Genomic DNA, 18,799 nt, shown 5'->3' with positions numbered 1-18,799 from the left:
GACGCAACAATAGGTGCAAAAGCACAAGAAGACAAGAAAACATCAGTTGATGAAACAGGTAAGAAACCAGTTAAACCAACAGATGACAAACAATACACTGGCGTAAAGGTAAACAATCCTGATAAAGATACAAAAGTATCAGCCAAAGACGAAGATGGTAAAGATGTACCAGCAGAAATCGACAAAAATGGCAATATCGTAGTAACACCAGGTAAGAACGTAGATGGACCAATCACAGTAACAGTAGAAGATCCAGACATACCAGGTGGAAAAGTCAAAGTTGAAGTACCAGTTGAAGGCCACAAGAAAGGCCGAGACGACAATGGTTCTGACACAACACCAGAAGACAAAAAAACATCAGTTGATGAAACAGGTAAGAAACCAGTTAAACCAACAGATGACAAACAATACACTGGCGTAAAGGTAAACAATCCTGATAAAGATACAAAAGTATCAGCCAAAGATGAAGACGGTAAAGATGTACCAGCAGAAATCGACGGAAATGGTAATATCATAGTAACACCAGGTAAGAACGTAGATGGACCAATCACAGTAACAGTAAAAGACGGCGACTTTGATAAAGACAAAACATTTGAAGTACCAGTAGAAGGTCATAAGAAAGGCCAAGATGACAACAACTCTGAAACAACTCCAGGTGGAACAACAGATCCTACAAATCCAACTAATCCAACAAAACCTGGCGATGACAATAAACCTGGCGATGATAATAAACCATCAGACAAGACTATCGCTGATAAGGTAGATCCAACAGTTCCAGGAAAGACTAAAGTAAAAGATCCTTCTAACTTAACTGATGAAGAAAAATCTAAGGTTAAAGAAGCTATTGAAAAAGCTAATAAGGATAAATTCCCGCAAGGAACAAAGGTTGAAATTGGAAAAGATGGTACAGCTACTATCACTTATCCAGATGGATCAAAAGACACTATAAAAGGTAGTGATTTAGTTGAAAAGATTGCTGATACATCAACTAGACCTTCTAGACAAGACAAACCATCTAAGAACTTACCAAAGACAGGTATTAAATCAGAAGCTATGATGATGGCTGCTGCAGCTCTATCTACTTTAGGTGGATTGTATGTTTCAAAGAAGAAAAAGGAAGATGAACAAGAATAAATTACTTTGAAATATTTAAGTAAAAATTTGAGTCAGAATCCGAAGAATAGTAGGTACAAAACCCATTTATAATGGAACTGTAACCAAAATGATAGTGCTGGAGGTGAGTGAAAAACTCACCTCCAAATCTATATAAAGAATTACAAAGAATAGTTACAGACTGTAGATAAAAGCTTGTATAATTAAAAGTTATACAGGTTTTTTTGTGTATAAAATCATTAAAATATTATATAATAATATCAATATAAAGGTTGGGATTTCAATGATTACAAGACAAAAGAAGAAGATGGATCGAGTACAAATAATATCAATGGAAGATTTAGTTCCAAAGGAACATCTACTTAGAAAAATATAAAAGTGTATAGATTTTAAATTCATTTATGATTTGGTAGAAGATAGATATTCAAGTGATAAGGGAAGACTGAGTATAGATCCTGTAATGTTGATAAAAATTCCAATAATTCAATATATGTTTGGAATAAAAAGTATGCGTCAAACAATAAGAGAAATAGAGGTAAATGTAGCATACAGATGGTTTTTATGGATAGATTTTTATGAAAAAGTACCTCATTTTAGTACGTTTGGAAAGAATTATACGCTATAAGAAAAGAAATAAACATTATAAAAGCTCACCTAGCAAAACTAGATGAGCTTTTTTGTCTGCACTCTGAGGAACTTGCTTAGGCAAGTTCCTTTTACATTAATGGTGCGAATAGTTTTAATAGTGATTGTAATATTCTTGTGATTAATTTTCTTTTCTTTATCCATTCTGGTGTAATGGCTATGGATTTTTTTAATGTTCTTTCAAAATCTCTTTTTACATCTTTTATTATTGGAGTTCCGAATGTCCAAACGGCACATTCAAAGTGTAGGTATAGACTTCTGTAATCTAAGTTTATGCTACCTATTACTACAAATTCATCATCGCAAACAAAGTTTTTTGCGTGAATAAATCCTTTTTCAAACTCATAAATTTTTACTCCGTTGTCAATAAGTCTTTTGTAAAAAGAACGTGTTAGTAGATGTACATATTTTTTATCTGGAATATGTGGAGTTATTATTCTAACGTCAACTCCGGTTTTTGCTGCGCTTATTAGTGCGTTTTCCATTTCCCAAGTTATGATTAGATAAGGCGTTGTAATGTAAATATATCTGTTTGCACGTCTAATCATATTTAAGTACATATTCTCACTTGTAGATTCTTCAATTGGGGTTTCCGAAAATGGAATTACAACTCCAAGTTCTTCTTTTATATTTGAATTTTTTTCAATATCTTTTTTATCATACAGGCTATTTAAATCTGTATTTTCTCCTGTCGAGTAATCCCAGAGAGATATAAACATATTTATAAAAGAGGCAACGGCATGTCCTTCAAGCTTTAATACAGAATCTTTCCAGTAACCGTATTTTTCGATTACATTTATATATTCATCAGCTATATTTATTCCACCGGTATAAGCTATTTTTCCATCTATTATGGTCATTTTTCTATGTGTTCGGTTATTGTGTTTTGGCAAAATAATTCCATGTATTTGATTAAATTCTACAATTTTTATTCCATAGCTTTTCATTTCTTCTATTTTTTTGTTGGATAGAGTAAAAATACTTCCAACATCATCTAAAATTATTTTTACATCTAATCCTTTTTCAGCTTTTTCTTTTAAAATTTTTAAAACAGAATCTAAGAAAAAACCTTCAGAAATTATAAAGTATTCCATAAAAATAAATTTTTTCGCACTCTTTAAGTCATTCAAATATTCTTCAAAACTTTTTTCCCCCGATGAAAAATATTTTGTCTTAGTATTAAAGAATACCGGACTACCGGTAGCCGTATTTACATATTTTGCTTGTCTATATACATTCATATCAGAGTCATTTAAGTTTTCTATATCGTAATCTTTTGTTAAATCCATTGAGTCTTTGAACTTTATAGAAAAGTTAAAAAGTCTTTTTTTAACTGATTTCAAAAGACGTTTTTCCCCAAAAGTTAGATATATTATACCACCTAAGAAAGGCAGGGCGATAGAAATTAATATCCAAGTTATCTTAAAAGCAGGATTTATATTGTCATTTATGATTATAAATGTAAAAATCATACCAACAATTAAATTTAAACCATACAAATAAATAAAATATTTATTAAAATATAGTAAAAATATAATTAAAAGAGTTAATTGTATTAAAAACATACAAGTTATAAAGAAAATCCTACTAAAAATAAAATTAAAAAATTTTTTCATTTTTTCTCCTAAATTATAATAAAGGTAAACAAAAAGTACATTTTACAATGTACTTGATTTTTGGCGTTCCCGGGGGGAATCGAACCCTCAACGGTCCCTTAGGAGGGGACTGTTATATCCATTTAACTACGAGAACATACTAAAGAAAGCTTATGAGCTTTCTTTTAATTTTTTAAATTCTTCTCTTTCCATTTTTGAAAAGATGCAACCACAATAATCTTGTCGATACATTCCAAACATTAATGAAAGTTCTACACTTCTTTTATATCCATTTCTTTTTTTAAAATCAGATGGAAGGTGCTTTACTCCGATTTCTTCAGCAACTTTTTGTCCGATTTCGTTTAAAATTTGTGAATTTTTATGTGGACTTATAGTAAGTGTTGTCGTGAAGTAGTCAAAATTTTCTGCTTTTGCTAAAATTCCAGCCTCTCTAAGTCTTAATTCATAACAATTATGGCAACGGATTGAGCCTTCTCTCATCTTTTCCATTCCCTTAACTGTTCTGTAAAATCTATCTACATCATATTTTCCAACGACCATATTTATTGGATATTTTCCTTTTATTTTTTCGATAAGTTTTCTTTGCTCTTCAACTCTGAAAAAATATTCTTCCTTTGGATAAATATTCGGATTGTAATAAAAAATTGTAATTCTAAAATAGTTAGACAAATATTCAAGACAATAGCTACTACAAGGGCCACAACAAGAATGTAGTAGAAGTGTTGGAACGTATTCTTTTTTTTCGTTTTCTTTTATTATATTGTCCAACAATAGTTGATAATTTTCTTTCATATCTGCCTCCTTATCAATTTATTTTATCATAACTGTTAAGAAAAATCAAATATTTTTAATGTTGACAATAATATATATGTGCAGTATAATGTACATAAGGAGATGGTTTTATGATTAATACAACTATAACAAATTTTAGAAAAAATTTATTTTCTTATGTTGAAAGTGCTGTTGAGTATAATGATATTTTAAATATAAGTACAAAAAATGGAAATGCGATTTTAATAAATGAAGAAGAGTATATAGGTTTGATTGAAACTTTATATTTAATTTCTAATCCTGAAAGTAAAGAAAAATTAGATTATGCGATAGATTTGAAAGTTGAAGATTGTGAAGAATTTTCTTGGGAATAGTTATGGAATATAGGATATTTATAAGTAAAAAGGTAAAGAAAGATCTTGAATTAATAAAGTCTTTGCCAAACTTAAAGAAAAATGTGGATAATCTTTTAAAATTGATTTCAAAAAATCCATTTCAAACCCCGCCGACTTATGAAAAATTTGTTGGAAATTACAAAGGAATGTATTCCAGAAGAATAAATAGACAACATAGACTGGTTTACAAAGTTGAAGAAGAAAGTAAAGCTGTAATTATTGTAAGTATGTGGAATCATTACGAATTTTAAATGAATGGAGAGAACTATGAGAAATATTATGCTCACTTTAAGTTATGATGGTAGTTTGTTTTTTGGTTTTCAAAAGCAAGATGATGTTGTAACTGTTCAAGGAGAGATTGAAAAGGCTTTGAAAAAAATTACCGGAGAAGATATAAATATTATTTCTGCCGGAAGAACGGACAGGGGTGTTCATTCTTTAAGGCATATTATAAATTTTCATACTGAAAGTAGTGTTGGAGTTTTAAATTTTAAAACTGCTTTGAATCACTTTTTGCCTGTTGGTGTTAGAGTTTTGGATTCTAAAGAGGTTTCAAAAGATTTTCATGCAAGATTTGATGCAAAGATGAAAACTTATAAATACATTTTAAATTTAGACGAAGTTATGGACCCGATTTATTATAATTACAAGGCGAATTTTCCTTATCCATTAGATATTGAAAAGATGCAAAGAGCAAAGGAAAATTTTATCGGAAGAAAGAGTTTTAAATCTTTTATGGGGCCTAGAACGGACAATACCAATCCTGTTAGGGAGATTAAGTCTTTTGAAATCTACAAAGAAAATAATGATGTAATTTTTTTGATTAAGGGTCAAAGTTTTATCAGAAATCAAGTTAGAATAATGGTTGGAACTCTTGTAGATATCGGAAGAGGTATGATTTGTGAAAATGAACTTAAAAATATTTTAAAAAGTGAGGACAGAACAAAGGCGGGAGTTACTTTAAGCCCTAATGGTCTTTACTTAATGGAGATTTTGTATGACGAATTTTAAAGATTTAGATTTTTTAGTTGAAAGTTTAAGAAAAGTAGATAACGGAAAAAATCATATTTTTATTACAGGAAATATAAAAGTTGGGAAAACTACACTTTTAAAAGCTTTTATAGAAAAATATTACAAGGATTCAAAAATTGATGGAATTATGACCGAACTTGTTATAACTGATTTATTTAGAATTGAGCTTTTTAGATATGGAACTGATGAAAGATTTGTAATCGGAGAAAGAAAAAACGAAATGGAATTTTTTGATGATGTTTTTTTGAAAAAAAGTTTTGAGTTTATGGAAGGTTTTAAAGATAATGATATTTTAATTTTTGATGAAATTGGAAATAAGGAATTACACTTAAGAGAATATTCAAAAAAATTGCTTTCTCTTTTTGAAAAAAATCGTATTTTTGCAGTATTAAAAAAAGCGGGTAATCCAATTATAGATAATTTAGATAAATTGGAAAATTTTGTGATTTTTGATTTGGATAAGTTTTATGAATAGAGATAAGTATTTTATGAGCCTTGCTTTAAAAGAGGCAAAGAAGGCTTATGATAAGGGAGAAGTACCGGTCGGTTGTGTAGTTGTTAAAGATGATAAAGTAATTGCAAGAGGACATAATCAGGTTTTAAGTAAAAAAAGTGGAGTTTATCACGCAGAGATTGTTGCGATTAACAAAGCTGGACAAAAACTTGGAGATTTCAGGCTTGAAGATACGGAGCTTTTTGTAACTCTTGAGCCTTGTTGTATGTGTGCTGGTGCGATTGTAAATAGCCGGATAAAGAGAGTTGTCATCGGGGCAATGGATATTAAGCGTGGCTTTTGTGGCTCAATTGAAAATGTATTGGATAGACAGGAACTTAATCACAGGTCGATAGTTGAAACAGGAGTTTTGGAAAAGGAATGTTTGGATATTTTACAAGATTTTTTCAAAAATTTGAGGAGTGAAAAGAAAAGTAAATGAAATTAGTTGTTTGTTTGGATAAGAATAATGGAATTAGTTTTTTTGGTAAAAGACAAAGTCAAGATGAATTGCAAAGAAAAAATCTTTTTGAATTGATTGGAAATTCAAAATTTTTCTTAACAGAAAATAGTTTTGACTTATATCAAGACTTTGAATTTAACTTTGAAATTATTTCTGAAAAAACTGAAATTTTAGAAGATTCTGTTTTTTTGTATGAAGGAGAAGAATTAGAAAGATTTTTACCTTTTGTTGATGAGATAATTTGTTATTTTTGGAATAGAGATTATCCTTTTGATGAAACTTTTGAAGAATTTTTAAAGCCAAATTGGAAAGAAAAGGAAAGTTTTGAGTTTGAAGGGAAAAGCCACGAAAAGATAACTAGAAAGATATTTAAAAGGGAGAACAATAATGAGTAGAAAAGACAAAAATTTATTATTTAGAATGGCCATTTTTGTTGTTATAATATTAGGAACATTTGTCTATCGTAATTACATAAAAAAAGAAATTAAGGAAAGCAAAGTAACTAATATAGTTGGGCTTGATATAAATAATTTACCTGAATATAAAGGAAAACCGTATGTAGTTATAAATAACAACGAGCCGAATTTTGAAAAAAGTGAACTTGTTACAAAGTCTTTTGAAAAATATTCAGAGCTTGACAGCTTAAAAAGATGTGGAGTTGCTGATTCTATCATTGGCAAAGATTTGATGCCAACTTCAAAAAGAGAAAATATTTCTTCAGTTAAGCCTAGTGGTTGGAAATCTATAAAATACAACGGAATTGACGGGAAAAGTTTGTATAACCGTTGCCATTTGATTGGTTTTCAACTTGCAGGAGAAAATGCAAACAAAAGAAATCTTATAACCGGAACAAGATACTTGAATACGAAAGGAATGTTACCTTTTGAAAATATGATTGCAGATTATGTTAAAGAAACAAATCATCATGTAAGATACAGAGTAACACCTATTTTTGTTGGAAATGAACTTGTTGCAAGAGGTGTTCAAATGGAGGCAATTTCTATTGAAGATAATGGAAAAGCTGTTAAGTTTAATGTATATTGTTTTAACGTTCAACCAAATATAGAAATAGATTACAAAACAGGAAATTCAAGAAAGAAATAAGTTTTAGGAGATTTTTATGAAAAATTTTAAAAAATATTTAGTTCTTCTATTTTGTTTGACTTTACTTTCAGCTTGTGGAAGAGATAAGATTGTACTTCCAAAACCGGCTGATTTAGATTATATTAAAGTTGTAAGAGTTATGAACAAAATAGATGAAAAAGAAATTTTGAAAATCGAAAATCAAGAAGAAATAAAAAATTTTGTAGATGAAATTTCAGGAGCAACAAAAACTAAAGATGAATCCATTCAAGATGAGCCTGTAAATGTGGATATGTATTTTAAAGTTGAATTTTACCACAAAGTTTCTAAAGATAATCCGTCAAAATTATATATTTATAAAACTAAAAAATATACAGAAAAAGAATATATTTACTTTGAACAACCTTACAGAGGAATATTTAAAAAGAATTTAAATGACTTAAAATTTATTAAAGGATTACAGTAAAACGAAAAAAATTTAAACAACTATTTGATTAATAGTTGCTTTTTTATTTGTAATTATGTAAAATATATATGAACGATTTTTTTGCTTGATTTAGTTTTAAACAATTAACTCAAATGAAAAAATTGTTCAAATTGAAAAAGGAGGGATTTTGAATGATTGAATTCAAAAATGTATCAAAAGTTTTTTCTAAAGGTGTTAAGGCTGTTGATAATGTTAGTTTCAAGATTGACGAGGGAGAAATTTTTGGATTTCTAGGTCCAAATGGGGCAGGAAAGAGTACAAGTTTAAAAATGTTAGTTGGAATTTTAGAACAAACTGAAGGTAAAATTACAGTTAACGGAGTTGATACTCTTGAAAATTCTATAAAAGTTAAGGAAATGATTAGTTATGTTCCTGACAATCCAGATATTTATACAAAAATGACAGGGATAAAATATTTGAATTTTATTGCTGATATTTATGGTATAGATGAAAAGGTTAGAAAAGAAAAAATTGAAGAGTACAATAAAAAATTAGAACTTGGAGATGCTATTTACAGTACAATAGAAAGTTATTCACATGGTATGCGTCAAAAATTAGTTTTAATCGGTGCATTAATTACTTCTCCTAAGGTTTTAATTCTTGACGAGCCTATGGTTGGTCTTGATGTAAAAACTTCTTTTAACTTAAAAACTATCTTGAGAGAATTTGCTGATAGTGGAAATACTGTAATTTTTTCAACTCATGTTATGGAAGTTGCAGAAAAGATTTGTGATAAATTAGTCATAATAAATAAAGGAAAAATTGCATTTTGTGGTAAATTATCTGAACTTAAGACTGAAGAAAATTCAAATGAAGATTTAGAAAAAATCTTCTTGGAGTTGACAGATAATGAATAAATCTAAATTATGGACTTTAATTAAATATTTTGTTTCCATAGATTTTTTTGCAATTTTATCTATAAAGCAAAATTTGAAACTTAAAGGTAAAAAGTCAGCTGGTTTTCAAGGAATAATGTCTGTATTGTTTATATTGGGCTTATTTGTTTGGGGAGCTCCTAAACTTGGTAAATTTTTTGCCGGATATTTAAAGACAGATGTAGGTAGTGCATACTTAACAACTTTTTCTGTTGGAATATTTGTTGTAACTGTATTTTTGTCTTTGGCAACGGCATTTGTTTTTATTGAAAAGAATAATGAAACTGAAATATTATTGTCTTTACCGGTTTCAGGTAGCGATATATTTTTATCAAGAATATACTCTTTAGCAATTACATTTTTCATATCATTCTTTTTGATTTTTATAATTGCATTTGGTATAACAGGTTATACACTTGGCAAGAGTATTGAGTTTTATATCTTTACATTCTTAGGATTGTTTTTACTTAATCTACAAGCGATTCTTTTAACAGGTGTTATAATAATTATTTTTGGTAAATTGGTAAGAACAAGTAAAATATTCAATAGATTTTTGAAATTAATCTATGGAGTATTTGCACTTGGTTTATTTGGGGCTTATATGGTATTTACACAAACTGCATCAAATCCATCTTTGGGACTTACAGTTACAGAAGTGCTTAAAGATGTTGAAGGTAAATTATCTAAAGTGTTCTTCTTTGTAATGTGGATAAAAAAAATAATTCTTTCAAATGATATAGTTACGTCAATTACAAACTTAGGAATTGGTTTAGTTATCTGTTTGGCACTTTCATTTGTTTTGAAATTTTTTGCACAAAGAAACTATCTTGAAATTTTAAGAAGTGTAAATGTGGTTTCAAAAGAAAGTAAAGCAGTTATCGAAAAGAGAAAGAAACAAGGAGTTTCACAAGGAAGACAATATAAATTTATGGTATTATTCAAAAAAGAATTTTACGAAATAATAACAACACCAACATATTTTATGCAAATAGTTATAATAGATATAATGTTAGTTGTTGGAGCTTGTATTGGAGTATTTTATGGAATTTCAGAGAAAGAGCAAATAAATATGGCTTTGAATCTATTTTTAGCTAATGTATCTATTGGATATATGGTTTCTGCTGCATTTGGAGTTGGTGCTATATTTGGACTTTTCTGTGGACTTTCTTCACTTACGACAAGCTCTGTTTCAAGAGAGGGAAAATCTTTTTGGATATTGGCAAGTGCACCGATAAATGTTAATACACATATACTTCCAAGAATATTTGCTTGTCAAGCATTACATTTTGTAACAGTTTTTGTTATTGTGGTGCTTTCTATGTTGATTTATGTTTTTAATCCTCTTTGCTATATAGCAGTTTTACTTGGAATGGCTTTAACATTATTCACAAGTGGAAGTTTGAATATGATTTTAGGATTGATAAATCCATATTTTGATTGGAAAACACCAAAAGAGGCGTTAAATGGTGGCGCTGGTGGAATAAATGTATTTGTTTCAATCTTAATAAATTATGGACTATATGCCTTAATAATATTTTTAACAGTTAAACTTTCCCAATGGAATTACGAATTACCTTATATAGTTCTAGCAAATGTTGTTATAATTTCAATATCAACAGTAATTTCTTATCTAATAGATGTGAAACTATTTAAAAGATTATTAAAAAGGTTATAAAAGAAAACGTAAAAATAGCGACTTTCATAGTCGCTATTTTTATGTCGTAATATTATTCTCCTTGTAATGTTATTGCAAATTGAGGAATTAATTGTTTTTTTCTTGAAACTACATTTTTTAATATGCAAGAGCTTTCTCCTGCCTCTACATTAAATGATTTTTCAACTAATTCCTTGCTATCTTTTCCGAAATAGATTAATCTTGTATTTTTATCTAAAATATTTGTAATCATAAAGAATATCATATCTAAATTTTGTTCTTTTCTAAATTTTTGAAGATATTCACTTAATTTTTCAGAAATAACTTTTTCTTCATCATAGTTCATTGAATTTATTTGTCCAACTCCAAATGACACATCTTGAATCGTAAATTTCTTAAAGTCTTGTTTTGAAATTTCTTCAGCACTTTTTTGAGTAAGGTCGCTACCAGCTCTAAACATATTAAAAGCATATTCTTCAAGATTTATTTTAGAAATTTCTGCAAGTTTTTTAGCCGTTTGCTCATCAAGTGCTGTACAAGTTGGAGAACGGAAAAGAAGTGTATCGGAAATTATTGCCGAACACATTAAACCTGCTATTTCTCTTGGAATTTCTACATTGTTTTCTACAAACATTTGGTAGATTATAGTTGAAGTACAACCAACGGGTTGATTTCTGAAATAAGCTGGCGCCACTGTTTCTAAGGTTCCAATTCTATGGTGGTCAATAATTTCTAAAATTTCAGCCTCTTCGATATTTTTAACCGCTTGAGAAACCTCGTTATGGTCCACAATTATAACCTTTTTTCTTTTTGGGGAGATTAAATTTCTTCTTGAAATCATACCGATATATGTTCCGTCATCTTTTAAAATAGGGAAATCTCGGCGCCTGTTTTTAGTCATTATGTCTTTTATGTTGTTTGTAAAGTCGTCTAGTTTAAAAGTTATTAAATTCTTTTTTTGCTTGAAAAAACTAACAGGAATACTTTGGTGAATCAAACGTGCAACAGTAAAAGTGTCAAAATTTGTTGTTATAATCAAACAATTTCTATCTTTTGCAAGATTTGTGATAGTTTTAGAAACTTTTGCACCCTCGCAGATGATTATACAAGATGCACCCATTTCAATGGCACAAAGTTGTGATTCATATCTATTTCCCGTTATTACAACATCATATTTTTCTATATATTCTTCCATAAGGTCGGGGTTTGCAGTTGCAATAAAAACTTTTCCCTTTTCTATAATTTGATTTACATCGCCGGTTATCAAAGTTCCGTTGATTGTCTCAATTACATTTTCATAAGGCGTTTTTGCAGTAGCAAGTGTATTAGATTCATAAATATTCATATATGAAGTTGCTATATCTTCAAGAGTAATTATTCCGTCCAATTTGTTATCTTTATCTGTAACAACAAGAGTGGCTTTGAACTTATCTTCCATAATATTCCATGCTTTTTTTAATGAAATATTTTCTGATATTCCATCTACAGAAGAAATCTCCAAGTCCTTGACTTGCGTTCCAACATCAGTGATTAGGTCCGGAACTTTACAATTAAAATGTTTTAATACAAAACTTGTTTCTTCATTGATTTCTCCGGCTCTCATTGGTATGTAGTTTGAATTTTCTATTTTATTCTTTAAATATGCATAAGAAATTGCAGAACAGATTGAGTCGGTATCAGGATTTCTATGACCGATTATAAAGACATTTTCTTTTTTATCCAAAGTAGCTCCTCCTAAATTTATACTAATTAGTGTTTAGTATTATTATAATATACAGTATGGTAACAAAATTTGATAAAATTGTCAATAATTTTTTATGCTAAAAAAATAGAACCAAAAGGTTCTAATTTTTCTTTGACATTTCAATTGTTTGTTTTAATAAATCATTTTTTAATTCCCACAAATCTTTAGAAAGGTCAACTTTGTAGATATGTGGATTGTCAAATCTTTTAAATTCTTCCCAAAGGCTTTCAACTTCACTTTCACAATATTTTTTAACTTCTTCAATATCGGGTAAATCGTAAATTAATTTTCCTTTATTAAAAATTTGTTTTAACATAGGTCTTAAAATATAATCTTCGTAAGTTGTAGTTTTCCAAGTATAGATTGGGTGGAAAATTGAAATAGGTTTTGTTTCATCAATTTTTTCGTCAAACAATGTAATTAAATCAGCTTCAGCTTTATTTGTTTTTCTATCGTAAATTCTGTATAGATTTTTAAAGCCCGGTGTTGTAATCTTATCAACATTTTCTGAAACTTTTATCTTAGGAATAATTTTTCCGTCTTCTTCAACTGCAACTAATTTATAAACACCACCAAAAACTGGGTGAGTCTTTGAAGTTATAAGTCTTTCTCCGATACCGAATGAATCAATCTTTGCGTCTTGATGTAACAAATCTCTAATTGTATATTCATCAAGAGAATTTGAAACGACTATTTGTGCATCTTCATACCCTGCATCATCTAACATTTTTCTTGCTTGTTTTGAAAGATAAGCCAAGTCGCCACTATCAAGTCTAATTCCTTTCGGTCTAATTCCCATTGGCTTTAAAACTTCATCAAAAGTTTTTATTGCATTTGGAATACCTGATTTTAAAGTGTTATATGTATCAACAAGTATAACACAGTTGTTAGGAAAAGACTTTGCAAATGCTTTAAAAGCATCAAGTTCGGTATCAAACATTTGTACCCAAGCGTGGGCCATAGTACCAAGAACAGGAATGTCAAATAATTTTCCCGTTAAAACATTTGAAGTTCCACAAAGACCTGCAATGTATGAAGCTTTTGCTCCATAAACTGCAGCGTCAATTCCATGAGCACGTCTTGCACCGAATTCCATAACAGCTCTACCTTTTGCAGCTCTCTTTATTCTATTTGATTTTGTTGCGATTAGACTTTCGTGATTGATTACTAATAAAGCAATAGTTTCGATTAATTGAGCTTGAACGGCAGGACCTCTAACAGTCATTATCGGTTCTTTAGGGAAGATTACACTACCTTCAGGAACAGACCAAATATCACATTCAAACTTAAAATTCTTTAAAAAATTCAAAAACTTATCATCAAAAGTATTTAAAGATTTAAAATATTCAATATCTTCATCATTAAATTTCATTGAATTAAGAATTTCAACCAAATGCTCTAAGCCTGAAAAAATTGCATAACTTGCATTATCAGGATTACTTCTGTAAAAAATATCAAAATATGTAATTTTGTTGTCCAATTTTTCGTTGAAATACCCTTGAGCCATAGTATATTCATAAAAATCTGATAAAATAGAAATATTATACTCATTAAAATTTCTCTTCACAATACACCTCCATAAATGTATTAAATACTTATTAATAAGTATATCACAAAAATTTTATATTTTAAAGGTTAAAAATACATCTTTTATTTTATTTAAAACTACCATAATTAAATTGTAACAATATAAATCGAATTATAAATTTATATAAGATAAGGTTATTATTTGTAAAAAACTTTTAAAATTTAAAAATTGTATTAATATTGTTACCATATTAGCTATTGTTTGTGCAATAAGATAATATTTTAATAGAAAAGGTCGATTTTTAGTCGATCTTTTTATTTATAAATTTGTAAATAAAAATTATTCTTATTTGTATAGATTATTTTTTGTTTTTGTGTTACAATATAGAGGCGTTAGAAACATTTTAAATTTTCTAACTTCAAAATTTTTTCAAATAGGGGGTAATAATATGAAAAATATTTTAAAAAAAATTTTTGGTTTATCTTTAGCAGGGGTAGTATTTTTAACCGGTTGTAGTGCAAAAACTGAAAATAAAAAAGGAGAAGATAATTCTAAAAATAAATTAAAAGTTGTAACGACAATTTTTCCAGAATATGATATAACAAGAGCTATCGCAGGGGATAAAATTGATTTACAATTAATGATAAAGCCGGGAGTTGATGTTCATTCATTCAGTCCAACTCCACAAGATATAAAAACTGTTGAAAATGCAGATGTTTTTATCTATGGTGGTACTTCTCATGATAAATGGGTTGAAACTTTGACAAAGAGTGTTGATATGAAAGATAAAAAAGTTGTAAAACTTACAGATGGTATTCAACAACTTGAAGAAGAAACTGTCGAAGGAATGAAACATGAACATCATCACGAAGGAGAAGAACATTCTCATAAGCATAAAGAACATGAAACTTGTACAGAATGTGAAGATGAAGAAAAGCATGACCATGATCACGAACATGACCATGACCATGATCACGAACATGACCATGATCACGAACATGACCATGAACATGAACATAAAGACGGTGAACATCATCACCATCATCATGGTAATGGAGAAGAAGTTGAGTTGGACCCACATTTTTGGACTTCTCCAACAAATGCCATTGCAATGGTAAAATCTATTACAAATAGTCTTATAGAAAAAGATTCTGCAAATGCAAGTTTTTACAAAGAAAATGCAGAAAAATATATTAAACAATTAGAAGAAGTTAATAAGGAATTGAAAGATGTTGTTGCTAATGCAAAAATCAAAAAAGTTGTTATTGCCGACAGATTTCCATTCAGATATTTGTTCAACGATTTAGGTTTAGAATATCGTGCATTATTCTCAGGTTGTAGTGTTGAATCAACTGCAAGTGCCGGACAAATAAAGAAAATGGTTGATTATGTAAAGGAAAATAAAATTCCGGTTGTTTACCATATAGAAATGGGTAAAGGAGAAATGGCTCAAACTGTTGCAAAGGACTCAGGTGCTAAAGTTAAACTTTTACACTCAATTCATACTGTAACAAAAGATGAATTTGATAAGGGTGTAACTTATATTGACCTTATGAAACAAAATGTTGAGGCACTAAAAGAAGGACTTAATTAATGAAAGAAAAAATTTTAACTTGTGAGAATTTAGAAATTTCTTACAAGAATAATAAGATAATTGAAAATCTTAGTTTTTCCGTTGATGAGGGAGATTTCTTCCTCATCTTAGGAAAAAATGGAGTTGGAAAATCTACTTTGTTGAAAGGAATTTTAGGTTTAAAAAATATTTCTTCAGGAAATATCGTGAAAAATTTTAAAGTTTGTGGATATATGTCCCAAGAAGTTTTATTAAAAAAAGAATTCCCATCAACAATATGGGAATTTGTTTTATCTTCAAGAGCTGTCTATTCGAAATTTTTTTACAGTTCAAAAGATAAGGATATAGTTAAGGAAAACTTAAAAAAATTAAATCTTTGGGAAATTAAAGATAAGAGCATAAGTGCATTGTCTATTGGACAAAGACAAAGAGTTTTGCTTTGCAGATGCCTTTGTGTTTCTGAAAAAATTATTTTTTTGGACGAACCTACAAATTCTTTAGATATAAATGTTAGAAAAATGTTATATGAAGTTTTAGAAAAATTGAATAAAGAGGGACTTACTGTCGTTATGATAAGTCATGACGAAGAGGCTTTTAAATATTCTAACAAGGCTTTGATTTTAGGAAAAGAAAATAAAGTCATAGACAATGTTTTGGAAAGTTTTGAAAAGGGGGAAATAAAATTTGATTAGTTTAATTTCAGAAATGTTAAGTTATCCCTTTATGGTAAAAGCTATTTTCGTTGGACTTTTGATTTCAATAAGTTCTGCATTACTTGGAATAACTTTAGTTTTAAAAAGATATTCAATGATAGGTGTTGGACTTTCAAATGTTTCATTTGCAGCACTTTCAATAGCACTTTCATTTGATATTTCTCCAATGGAATTTTCTATGCCGATAGTAATTATTGCAGGAATTATCCTTTTAAAATACGGAGAAAAATATAATATAAGTAGTGATACTGCAATTGCTCTTTTAAGCTGTGTTTCCGTTTCAATCGGGGTAACTTTTACTGCAATAACTAAGGGACTTAATGTTGACGTTTGTAATTACTTATTCGGTAGTATACTTATTATGAAAAGAAGTGATATGTATATCAGCTTTGTATTGGGAATAGTAGTTTTAATTTCTTATATATTGTTGTATAATAAAATCTATACGATTACTATTGATGAGGACTTTGCAAAGGCAAGTGGTGTAAATGTAAATTTATATAATACTTTAGTTACAATTTTGATTTCTGTAACCATAGTTATAGGAATGAAATTTATGGGAAGTATGTTAATCTCTTGCTTGATTATATTCCCTGCGATGACATCAATGAGGCTTTTCAAAAGCTATAAAGTCGTTGTCATCTCTTCGGTTATAATTTCAGCAATAGCACTATTCATAGGAATAACTTTATCGTATATATACTCAACGCCAACAGGTGCAAGTGTAGTGCTGGTTAATTTAGTTTTATTTATCTTAGCCAGTATAGTAGGGAGGTTTATTCATGAATAAAAAAATATTTAGCTTAGCTTTATCTTGCTTATTACTTTGTTCTTGTTCAAAAGAGAATAGTAACAATAATTCTAAATTTGTGAAAAACAAAGAAAATAAAAATGATATACAAAGTGCTGTAAAAAAAGACCCTGAAAATGCAGGAACAGATAAAAATCAAAATCCTGATGATTATAAAATTGAAAGACATCAAAATAAAGACAATTCAAAAGATGAATATGTAAAACCGGAAAAAAAAGATGAACTTACAAAAGAACAACTGAATGAAAAAAGAGATGCTGAATCTAAAGACGGAATAATAAATATTTCTGACGGAATTTTTTTAGCTCTTGTAAATGATATTTATATAAATAAAGATGAATATGTTGGTAAAAAAGTTAGAATATCCGGACAAAATAGTAGATTTGAAGATAAAGATACAGGAGAAGTGATTTATGCAATTTTGCGTGAAGGACCTGGTTGTTGTTACAATGACAGCGTAATTGGTTTTGAGTATATTACAGATGGAAAATATCCTGAGCCACAAAAATGGTATGAAATGGTTGGAGAGGTAATAATCGATAATTACAAAAGTGGAAAAGTTGTAAAACTTAAACTAATAGACATAAAAGAAACAGAACCAAAGGGAAAAATAATTCATTTTCAAAATTAATTACATTTTATATTAAATTGAAAGGTAGTACATAGACCTAAAATGAGGTCGTTACTACCTTTTTTCATTCTCAATATCTTCTTTGTTTTAGAGATGCTTAATTTCTTCATCTGCCATTAAATTTTTTTCTTCTATGTTTTTCATTTTCTCGTTTTCTTTCTTTTTATTTTTGAGTAAAGAAAAAACAGTAAACTGAATTTGATTTACTGTTTCATATATCTATTTTTTATTTGAAGCTATTTTCTATTAAAAATTGCACTTGTCCTAATGGAATATTAAATAGGATACCGTAAATAGACATTCCAAGTAGCAATACTGCAACAACTATGCCTATTTTATAAAGACATCCGTTACTAACTTTAGATTTTTTTACTTTTATATTGATATAGCTATATATGAGAAACACTGAAAATATAAAAGTCAAAATATAATTTGGTAACATACTCATTATACTTTACCTTTTAGTTGCAAAATTTACTCCAAAACTCAACCCAGTCACTGTGTTCTTCTCTTTGGTCAATGTAAGTGAATGTTTCTTCGTCATACCAATCGTGATTTACTATATCGTCAATAGTCTTAGGAACAAAAAAGTTGAAAAATTCTTTCTTGAATGAGTTTCCGTATTGTAGATAATAGGAACCTACCATCTTGGTGAAATTAGTTTTCTTTACATCTTGTGGTCTATAAAGAAGTTCTTCACCAACCTGAGTTAAATCAGGGCTTACCTCAAGAAAAACTAAACTTAAATCGCTTTTTTTATAGCCAAGTATAAAACTTCTGTACTTATAGGAAACAGTACGAAGTACCGCAAAATTAGCTCCACCTATATCTTCTGAATAAGCATAGATTATTTTATATTCTGAGCCATTATCTACTTTACTATCAAAGATTTCTCTCATCAACGACTTGTTTCCATCACTTTTTGCTTTATCTAGTTCAACTTCTTTTTTTCCTCCAAACAGTCCGAATAAACCCATTTTTCTATTCCTCCAATTACTTTGTTTTTAAGTATAACTATACTTTACTTTATTATACTACTTTTTAGTTGTTTTTTCTATCACTTTTTATCTGGCGTCAATTATTTTTTCGTTTTTTCATATTGTAGGAGTGGTCAACCTATTTATTGTTTATTAATTCTTTTTAGAATGTATTACCTTAAACAGCTTATCTTG

General features: G+C 28.8%; 20 protein-coding genes, 1 tRNA gene and 1 pseudogene. 16 read left to right on the top strand and 6 right to left on the bottom strand.

The features are described from left to right. Both HMPREF3181_RS03770 and HMPREF3181_RS07965 read left to right on the top strand, forming a co-directional pair. A partial coding sequence (locus HMPREF3181_RS03770) for a MiiA motif-containing surface protein (RefSeq protein WP_156435986.1) occupies window positions 1–1,134 on the top strand: 1,134 nt, incomplete at its 5' end. Between the two features lie 262 nt (window positions 1,135–1,396). Further along, window positions 1,397–1,729 (top strand): annotated as a pseudogene (locus tag HMPREF3181_RS07965) (transposase); the annotation flags it as partial. A gap of 100 nt (window positions 1,730–1,829) precedes the next feature. On the opposite strand, the gene cls reads toward HMPREF3181_RS07965, so the two are convergent. The 3 genes from cls to HMPREF3181_RS03755 form a co-directional block, all read right to left on the bottom strand. Then, complete coding sequence (gene cls, locus HMPREF3181_RS03765; protein WP_231723263.1) at window positions 1,830–3,374, bottom strand: cardiolipin synthase; 1,545 nt, start codon at window positions 3,372–3,374, stop codon at window positions 1,830–1,832. 61 nt (window positions 3,375–3,435) lie between these two features. Continuing rightward, window positions 3,436–3,510: transfer RNA gene (locus HMPREF3181_RS03760), tRNA-Arg, on the bottom strand. 14 nt (window positions 3,511–3,524) lie between these two features. Continuing rightward, window positions 3,525–4,166: an epoxyqueuosine reductase QueH gene (locus HMPREF3181_RS03755; protein ID WP_068473177.1), complete on the bottom strand. Its 642-nt coding sequence runs from the start codon at window positions 4,164–4,166 to the stop codon at window positions 3,525–3,527. A gap of 110 nt (window positions 4,167–4,276) precedes the next feature. On the opposite strand from HMPREF3181_RS03755, the gene HMPREF3181_RS03750 reads away from it, so the two are divergent. From HMPREF3181_RS03750 to HMPREF3181_RS07960, 10 genes are all read left to right on the top strand, one after another. After that, window positions 4,277–4,519: a type II toxin-antitoxin system Phd/YefM family antitoxin gene (locus HMPREF3181_RS03750; RefSeq protein ID WP_068473175.1), complete on the top strand. Its 243-nt coding sequence runs from the start codon at window positions 4,277–4,279 to the stop codon at window positions 4,517–4,519. Window positions 4,520–4,521: 2 nt separating this feature from the next. Then, window positions 4,522–4,791: a Txe/YoeB family addiction module toxin gene (locus tag HMPREF3181_RS03745; RefSeq protein WP_068473173.1), complete on the top strand. Its 270-nt coding sequence runs from the start codon at window positions 4,522–4,524 to the stop codon at window positions 4,789–4,791. Between the two features lie 16 nt (window positions 4,792–4,807). Continuing rightward, window positions 4,808–5,551 carry a tRNA pseudouridine(38-40) synthase TruA gene (gene truA, locus HMPREF3181_RS03740; protein WP_068473170.1) on the top strand — a complete coding sequence of 248 codons (744 nt, stop codon included), beginning with the start codon at window positions 4,808–4,810 and terminating at the stop codon, window positions 5,549–5,551. Beyond that, a complete protein-coding gene (locus tag HMPREF3181_RS03735; protein ID WP_068473167.1) occupies window positions 5,538–6,047 on the top strand; it encodes a nucleoside-triphosphatase in 510 nt (169 codons plus the stop codon). Before truA ends, HMPREF3181_RS03735 begins: the two co-directional genes overlap by 14 nt. Then, window positions 6,040–6,507 (top strand): tRNA adenosine(34) deaminase TadA, encoded by a 468-nt coding sequence (gene tadA / locus HMPREF3181_RS03730; RefSeq protein ID WP_068473164.1) that lies wholly within the window; start codon window positions 6,040–6,042, stop codon window positions 6,505–6,507. Before HMPREF3181_RS03735 ends, tadA begins: the two co-directional genes overlap by 8 nt. Further along, complete coding sequence (locus HMPREF3181_RS03725; RefSeq protein WP_068473161.1) at window positions 6,504–6,923, top strand: hypothetical protein; 420 nt, start codon at window positions 6,504–6,506, stop codon at window positions 6,921–6,923. The genes tadA and HMPREF3181_RS03725 overlap by 4 nt, the downstream gene beginning before the upstream one ends. Next, window positions 6,916–7,632 (top strand): DNA/RNA non-specific endonuclease, encoded by a 717-nt coding sequence (locus HMPREF3181_RS03720; protein WP_068473158.1) that lies wholly within the window; start codon window positions 6,916–6,918, stop codon window positions 7,630–7,632. The genes HMPREF3181_RS03725 and HMPREF3181_RS03720 overlap by 8 nt, the downstream gene beginning before the upstream one ends. 16 nt (window positions 7,633–7,648) lie before the next feature. Next, window positions 7,649–8,077, top strand: a complete 429-nt coding sequence (locus HMPREF3181_RS03715; RefSeq protein WP_068473155.1) for a DUF5301 domain-containing protein — start codon at window positions 7,649–7,651, stop codon at window positions 8,075–8,077. Window positions 8,078–8,229: 152 nt separating this feature from the next. Next, window positions 8,230–8,955, top strand: coding sequence for an ABC transporter ATP-binding protein (locus tag HMPREF3181_RS03710; protein ID WP_068473153.1), 726 nt, complete (start codon window positions 8,230–8,232; stop codon window positions 8,953–8,955). After that, window positions 8,948–10,648: a hypothetical protein gene (locus tag HMPREF3181_RS07960; RefSeq protein WP_231723262.1), complete on the top strand. Its 1,701-nt coding sequence runs from the start codon at window positions 8,948–8,950 to the stop codon at window positions 10,646–10,648. The genes HMPREF3181_RS03710 and HMPREF3181_RS07960 overlap by 8 nt, the downstream gene beginning before the upstream one ends. Window positions 10,649–10,700: 52 nt before the next feature. Here the strand turns inward: HMPREF3181_RS07960 and HMPREF3181_RS03695 are convergent, their stop codons facing one another. Both HMPREF3181_RS03695 and HMPREF3181_RS03690 read right to left on the bottom strand, forming a co-directional pair. Beyond that, window positions 10,701–12,350 carry a putative manganese-dependent inorganic diphosphatase gene (locus HMPREF3181_RS03695; protein ID WP_068473149.1) on the bottom strand — a complete coding sequence of 550 codons (1,650 nt, stop codon included), beginning with the start codon at window positions 12,348–12,350 and terminating at the stop codon, window positions 10,701–10,703. Window positions 12,351–12,471: 121 nt separating this feature from the next. Beyond that, on the bottom strand, window positions 12,472–13,878 hold the full coding sequence (locus HMPREF3181_RS03690) for a nicotinate phosphoribosyltransferase (RefSeq protein ID WP_068473206.1): 1,407 nt from the start codon (window positions 13,876–13,878) through the stop codon (window positions 12,472–12,474). Window positions 13,879–14,347: 469 nt separating this feature from the next. On the opposite strand from HMPREF3181_RS03690, the gene HMPREF3181_RS03685 reads away from it, so the two are divergent. The 4 genes from HMPREF3181_RS03685 to HMPREF3181_RS03670 are packed head-to-tail and all read left to right on the top strand — an operon-like array spanning window position 14,348 to window position 17,627. Continuing rightward, window positions 14,348–15,493, top strand: a complete 1,146-nt coding sequence (locus tag HMPREF3181_RS03685; protein WP_068473146.1) for a metal ABC transporter substrate-binding protein — start codon at window positions 14,348–14,350, stop codon at window positions 15,491–15,493. Next, window positions 15,493–16,164, top strand: a complete 672-nt coding sequence (locus HMPREF3181_RS03680; RefSeq protein ID WP_082713893.1) for a metal ABC transporter ATP-binding protein — start codon at window positions 15,493–15,495, stop codon at window positions 16,162–16,164. Before HMPREF3181_RS03685 ends, HMPREF3181_RS03680 begins: the two co-directional genes overlap by 1 nt. After that, window positions 16,157–16,975, top strand: coding sequence for a metal ABC transporter permease (locus HMPREF3181_RS03675; protein WP_068473143.1), 819 nt, complete (start codon window positions 16,157–16,159; stop codon window positions 16,973–16,975). Before HMPREF3181_RS03680 ends, HMPREF3181_RS03675 begins: the two co-directional genes overlap by 8 nt. After that, a complete protein-coding gene (locus HMPREF3181_RS03670; RefSeq protein WP_068473141.1) occupies window positions 16,968–17,627 on the top strand; it encodes a TIGR03943 family putative permease subunit in 660 nt (219 codons plus the stop codon). Before HMPREF3181_RS03675 ends, HMPREF3181_RS03670 begins: the two co-directional genes overlap by 8 nt. A 461-nt stretch (window positions 17,628–18,088) precedes the next feature. Here the strand turns inward: HMPREF3181_RS03670 and HMPREF3181_RS03665 are convergent, their stop codons facing one another. Further along, window positions 18,089–18,604: a hypothetical protein gene (locus HMPREF3181_RS03665; protein WP_068473138.1), complete on the bottom strand. Its 516-nt coding sequence runs from the start codon at window positions 18,602–18,604 to the stop codon at window positions 18,089–18,091. Window positions 18,605–18,799 lie beyond the last annotated feature (195 nt).

The organism is Parvimonas sp. KA00067, assembly GCF_001553085.1.
Lineage (GTDB): Bacteria > Bacillota > Clostridia > Tissierellales > Peptoniphilaceae > Parvimonas > Parvimonas parva.
The sequence above is the reverse complement of the archived record's forward strand: the minus strand, read 5'-3'. Positions and strand labels throughout refer to the sequence as shown.

Coding starts and splice junctions, on each gene's coding strand:
- cls (WP_231723263.1), bottom strand. CDS start 3,374: ATGAAAAAATTTTTTAATTTTATTTTTAGTAGGATTTTCTTTATAACT.
- HMPREF3181_RS03755 (WP_068473177.1), bottom strand. CDS start 4,166: ATGAAAGAAAATTATCAACTATTGTTGGACAATATAATAAAAGAAAAC.
- HMPREF3181_RS03750 (WP_068473175.1), top strand. CDS start 4,277: ATGATTAATACAACTATAACAAATTTTAGAAAAAATTTATTTTCTTAT.
- HMPREF3181_RS03745 (WP_068473173.1), top strand. CDS start 4,522: ATGGAATATAGGATATTTATAAGTAAAAAGGTAAAGAAAGATCTTGAA.
- truA (WP_068473170.1), top strand. CDS start 4,808: ATGAGAAATATTATGCTCACTTTAAGTTATGATGGTAGTTTGTTTTTT.
- HMPREF3181_RS03735 (WP_068473167.1), top strand. CDS start 5,538: ATGACGAATTTTAAAGATTTAGATTTTTTAGTTGAAAGTTTAAGAAAA.
- tadA (WP_068473164.1), top strand. CDS start 6,040: ATGAATAGAGATAAGTATTTTATGAGCCTTGCTTTAAAAGAGGCAAAG.
- HMPREF3181_RS03725 (WP_068473161.1), top strand. CDS start 6,504: ATGAAATTAGTTGTTTGTTTGGATAAGAATAATGGAATTAGTTTTTTT.
- HMPREF3181_RS03720 (WP_068473158.1), top strand. CDS start 6,916: ATGAGTAGAAAAGACAAAAATTTATTATTTAGAATGGCCATTTTTGTT.
- HMPREF3181_RS03715 (WP_068473155.1), top strand. CDS start 7,649: ATGAAAAATTTTAAAAAATATTTAGTTCTTCTATTTTGTTTGACTTTA.
- HMPREF3181_RS03710 (WP_068473153.1), top strand. CDS start 8,230: ATGATTGAATTCAAAAATGTATCAAAAGTTTTTTCTAAAGGTGTTAAG.
- HMPREF3181_RS07960 (WP_231723262.1), top strand. CDS start 8,948: ATGAATAAATCTAAATTATGGACTTTAATTAAATATTTTGTTTCCATA.
- HMPREF3181_RS03690 (WP_068473206.1), bottom strand. CDS start 13,878: ATGGCTCAAGGGTATTTCAACGAAAAATTGGACAACAAAATTACATAT.
- HMPREF3181_RS03685 (WP_068473146.1), top strand. CDS start 14,348: ATGAAAAATATTTTAAAAAAAATTTTTGGTTTATCTTTAGCAGGGGTA.
- HMPREF3181_RS03680 (WP_082713893.1), top strand. CDS start 15,493: ATGAAAGAAAAAATTTTAACTTGTGAGAATTTAGAAATTTCTTACAAG.
- HMPREF3181_RS03670 (WP_068473141.1), top strand. CDS start 16,968: ATGAATAAAAAAATATTTAGCTTAGCTTTATCTTGCTTATTACTTTGT.
- HMPREF3181_RS03665 (WP_068473138.1), bottom strand. CDS start 18,604: ATGGGTTTATTCGGACTGTTTGGAGGAAAAAAAGAAGTTGAACTAGAT.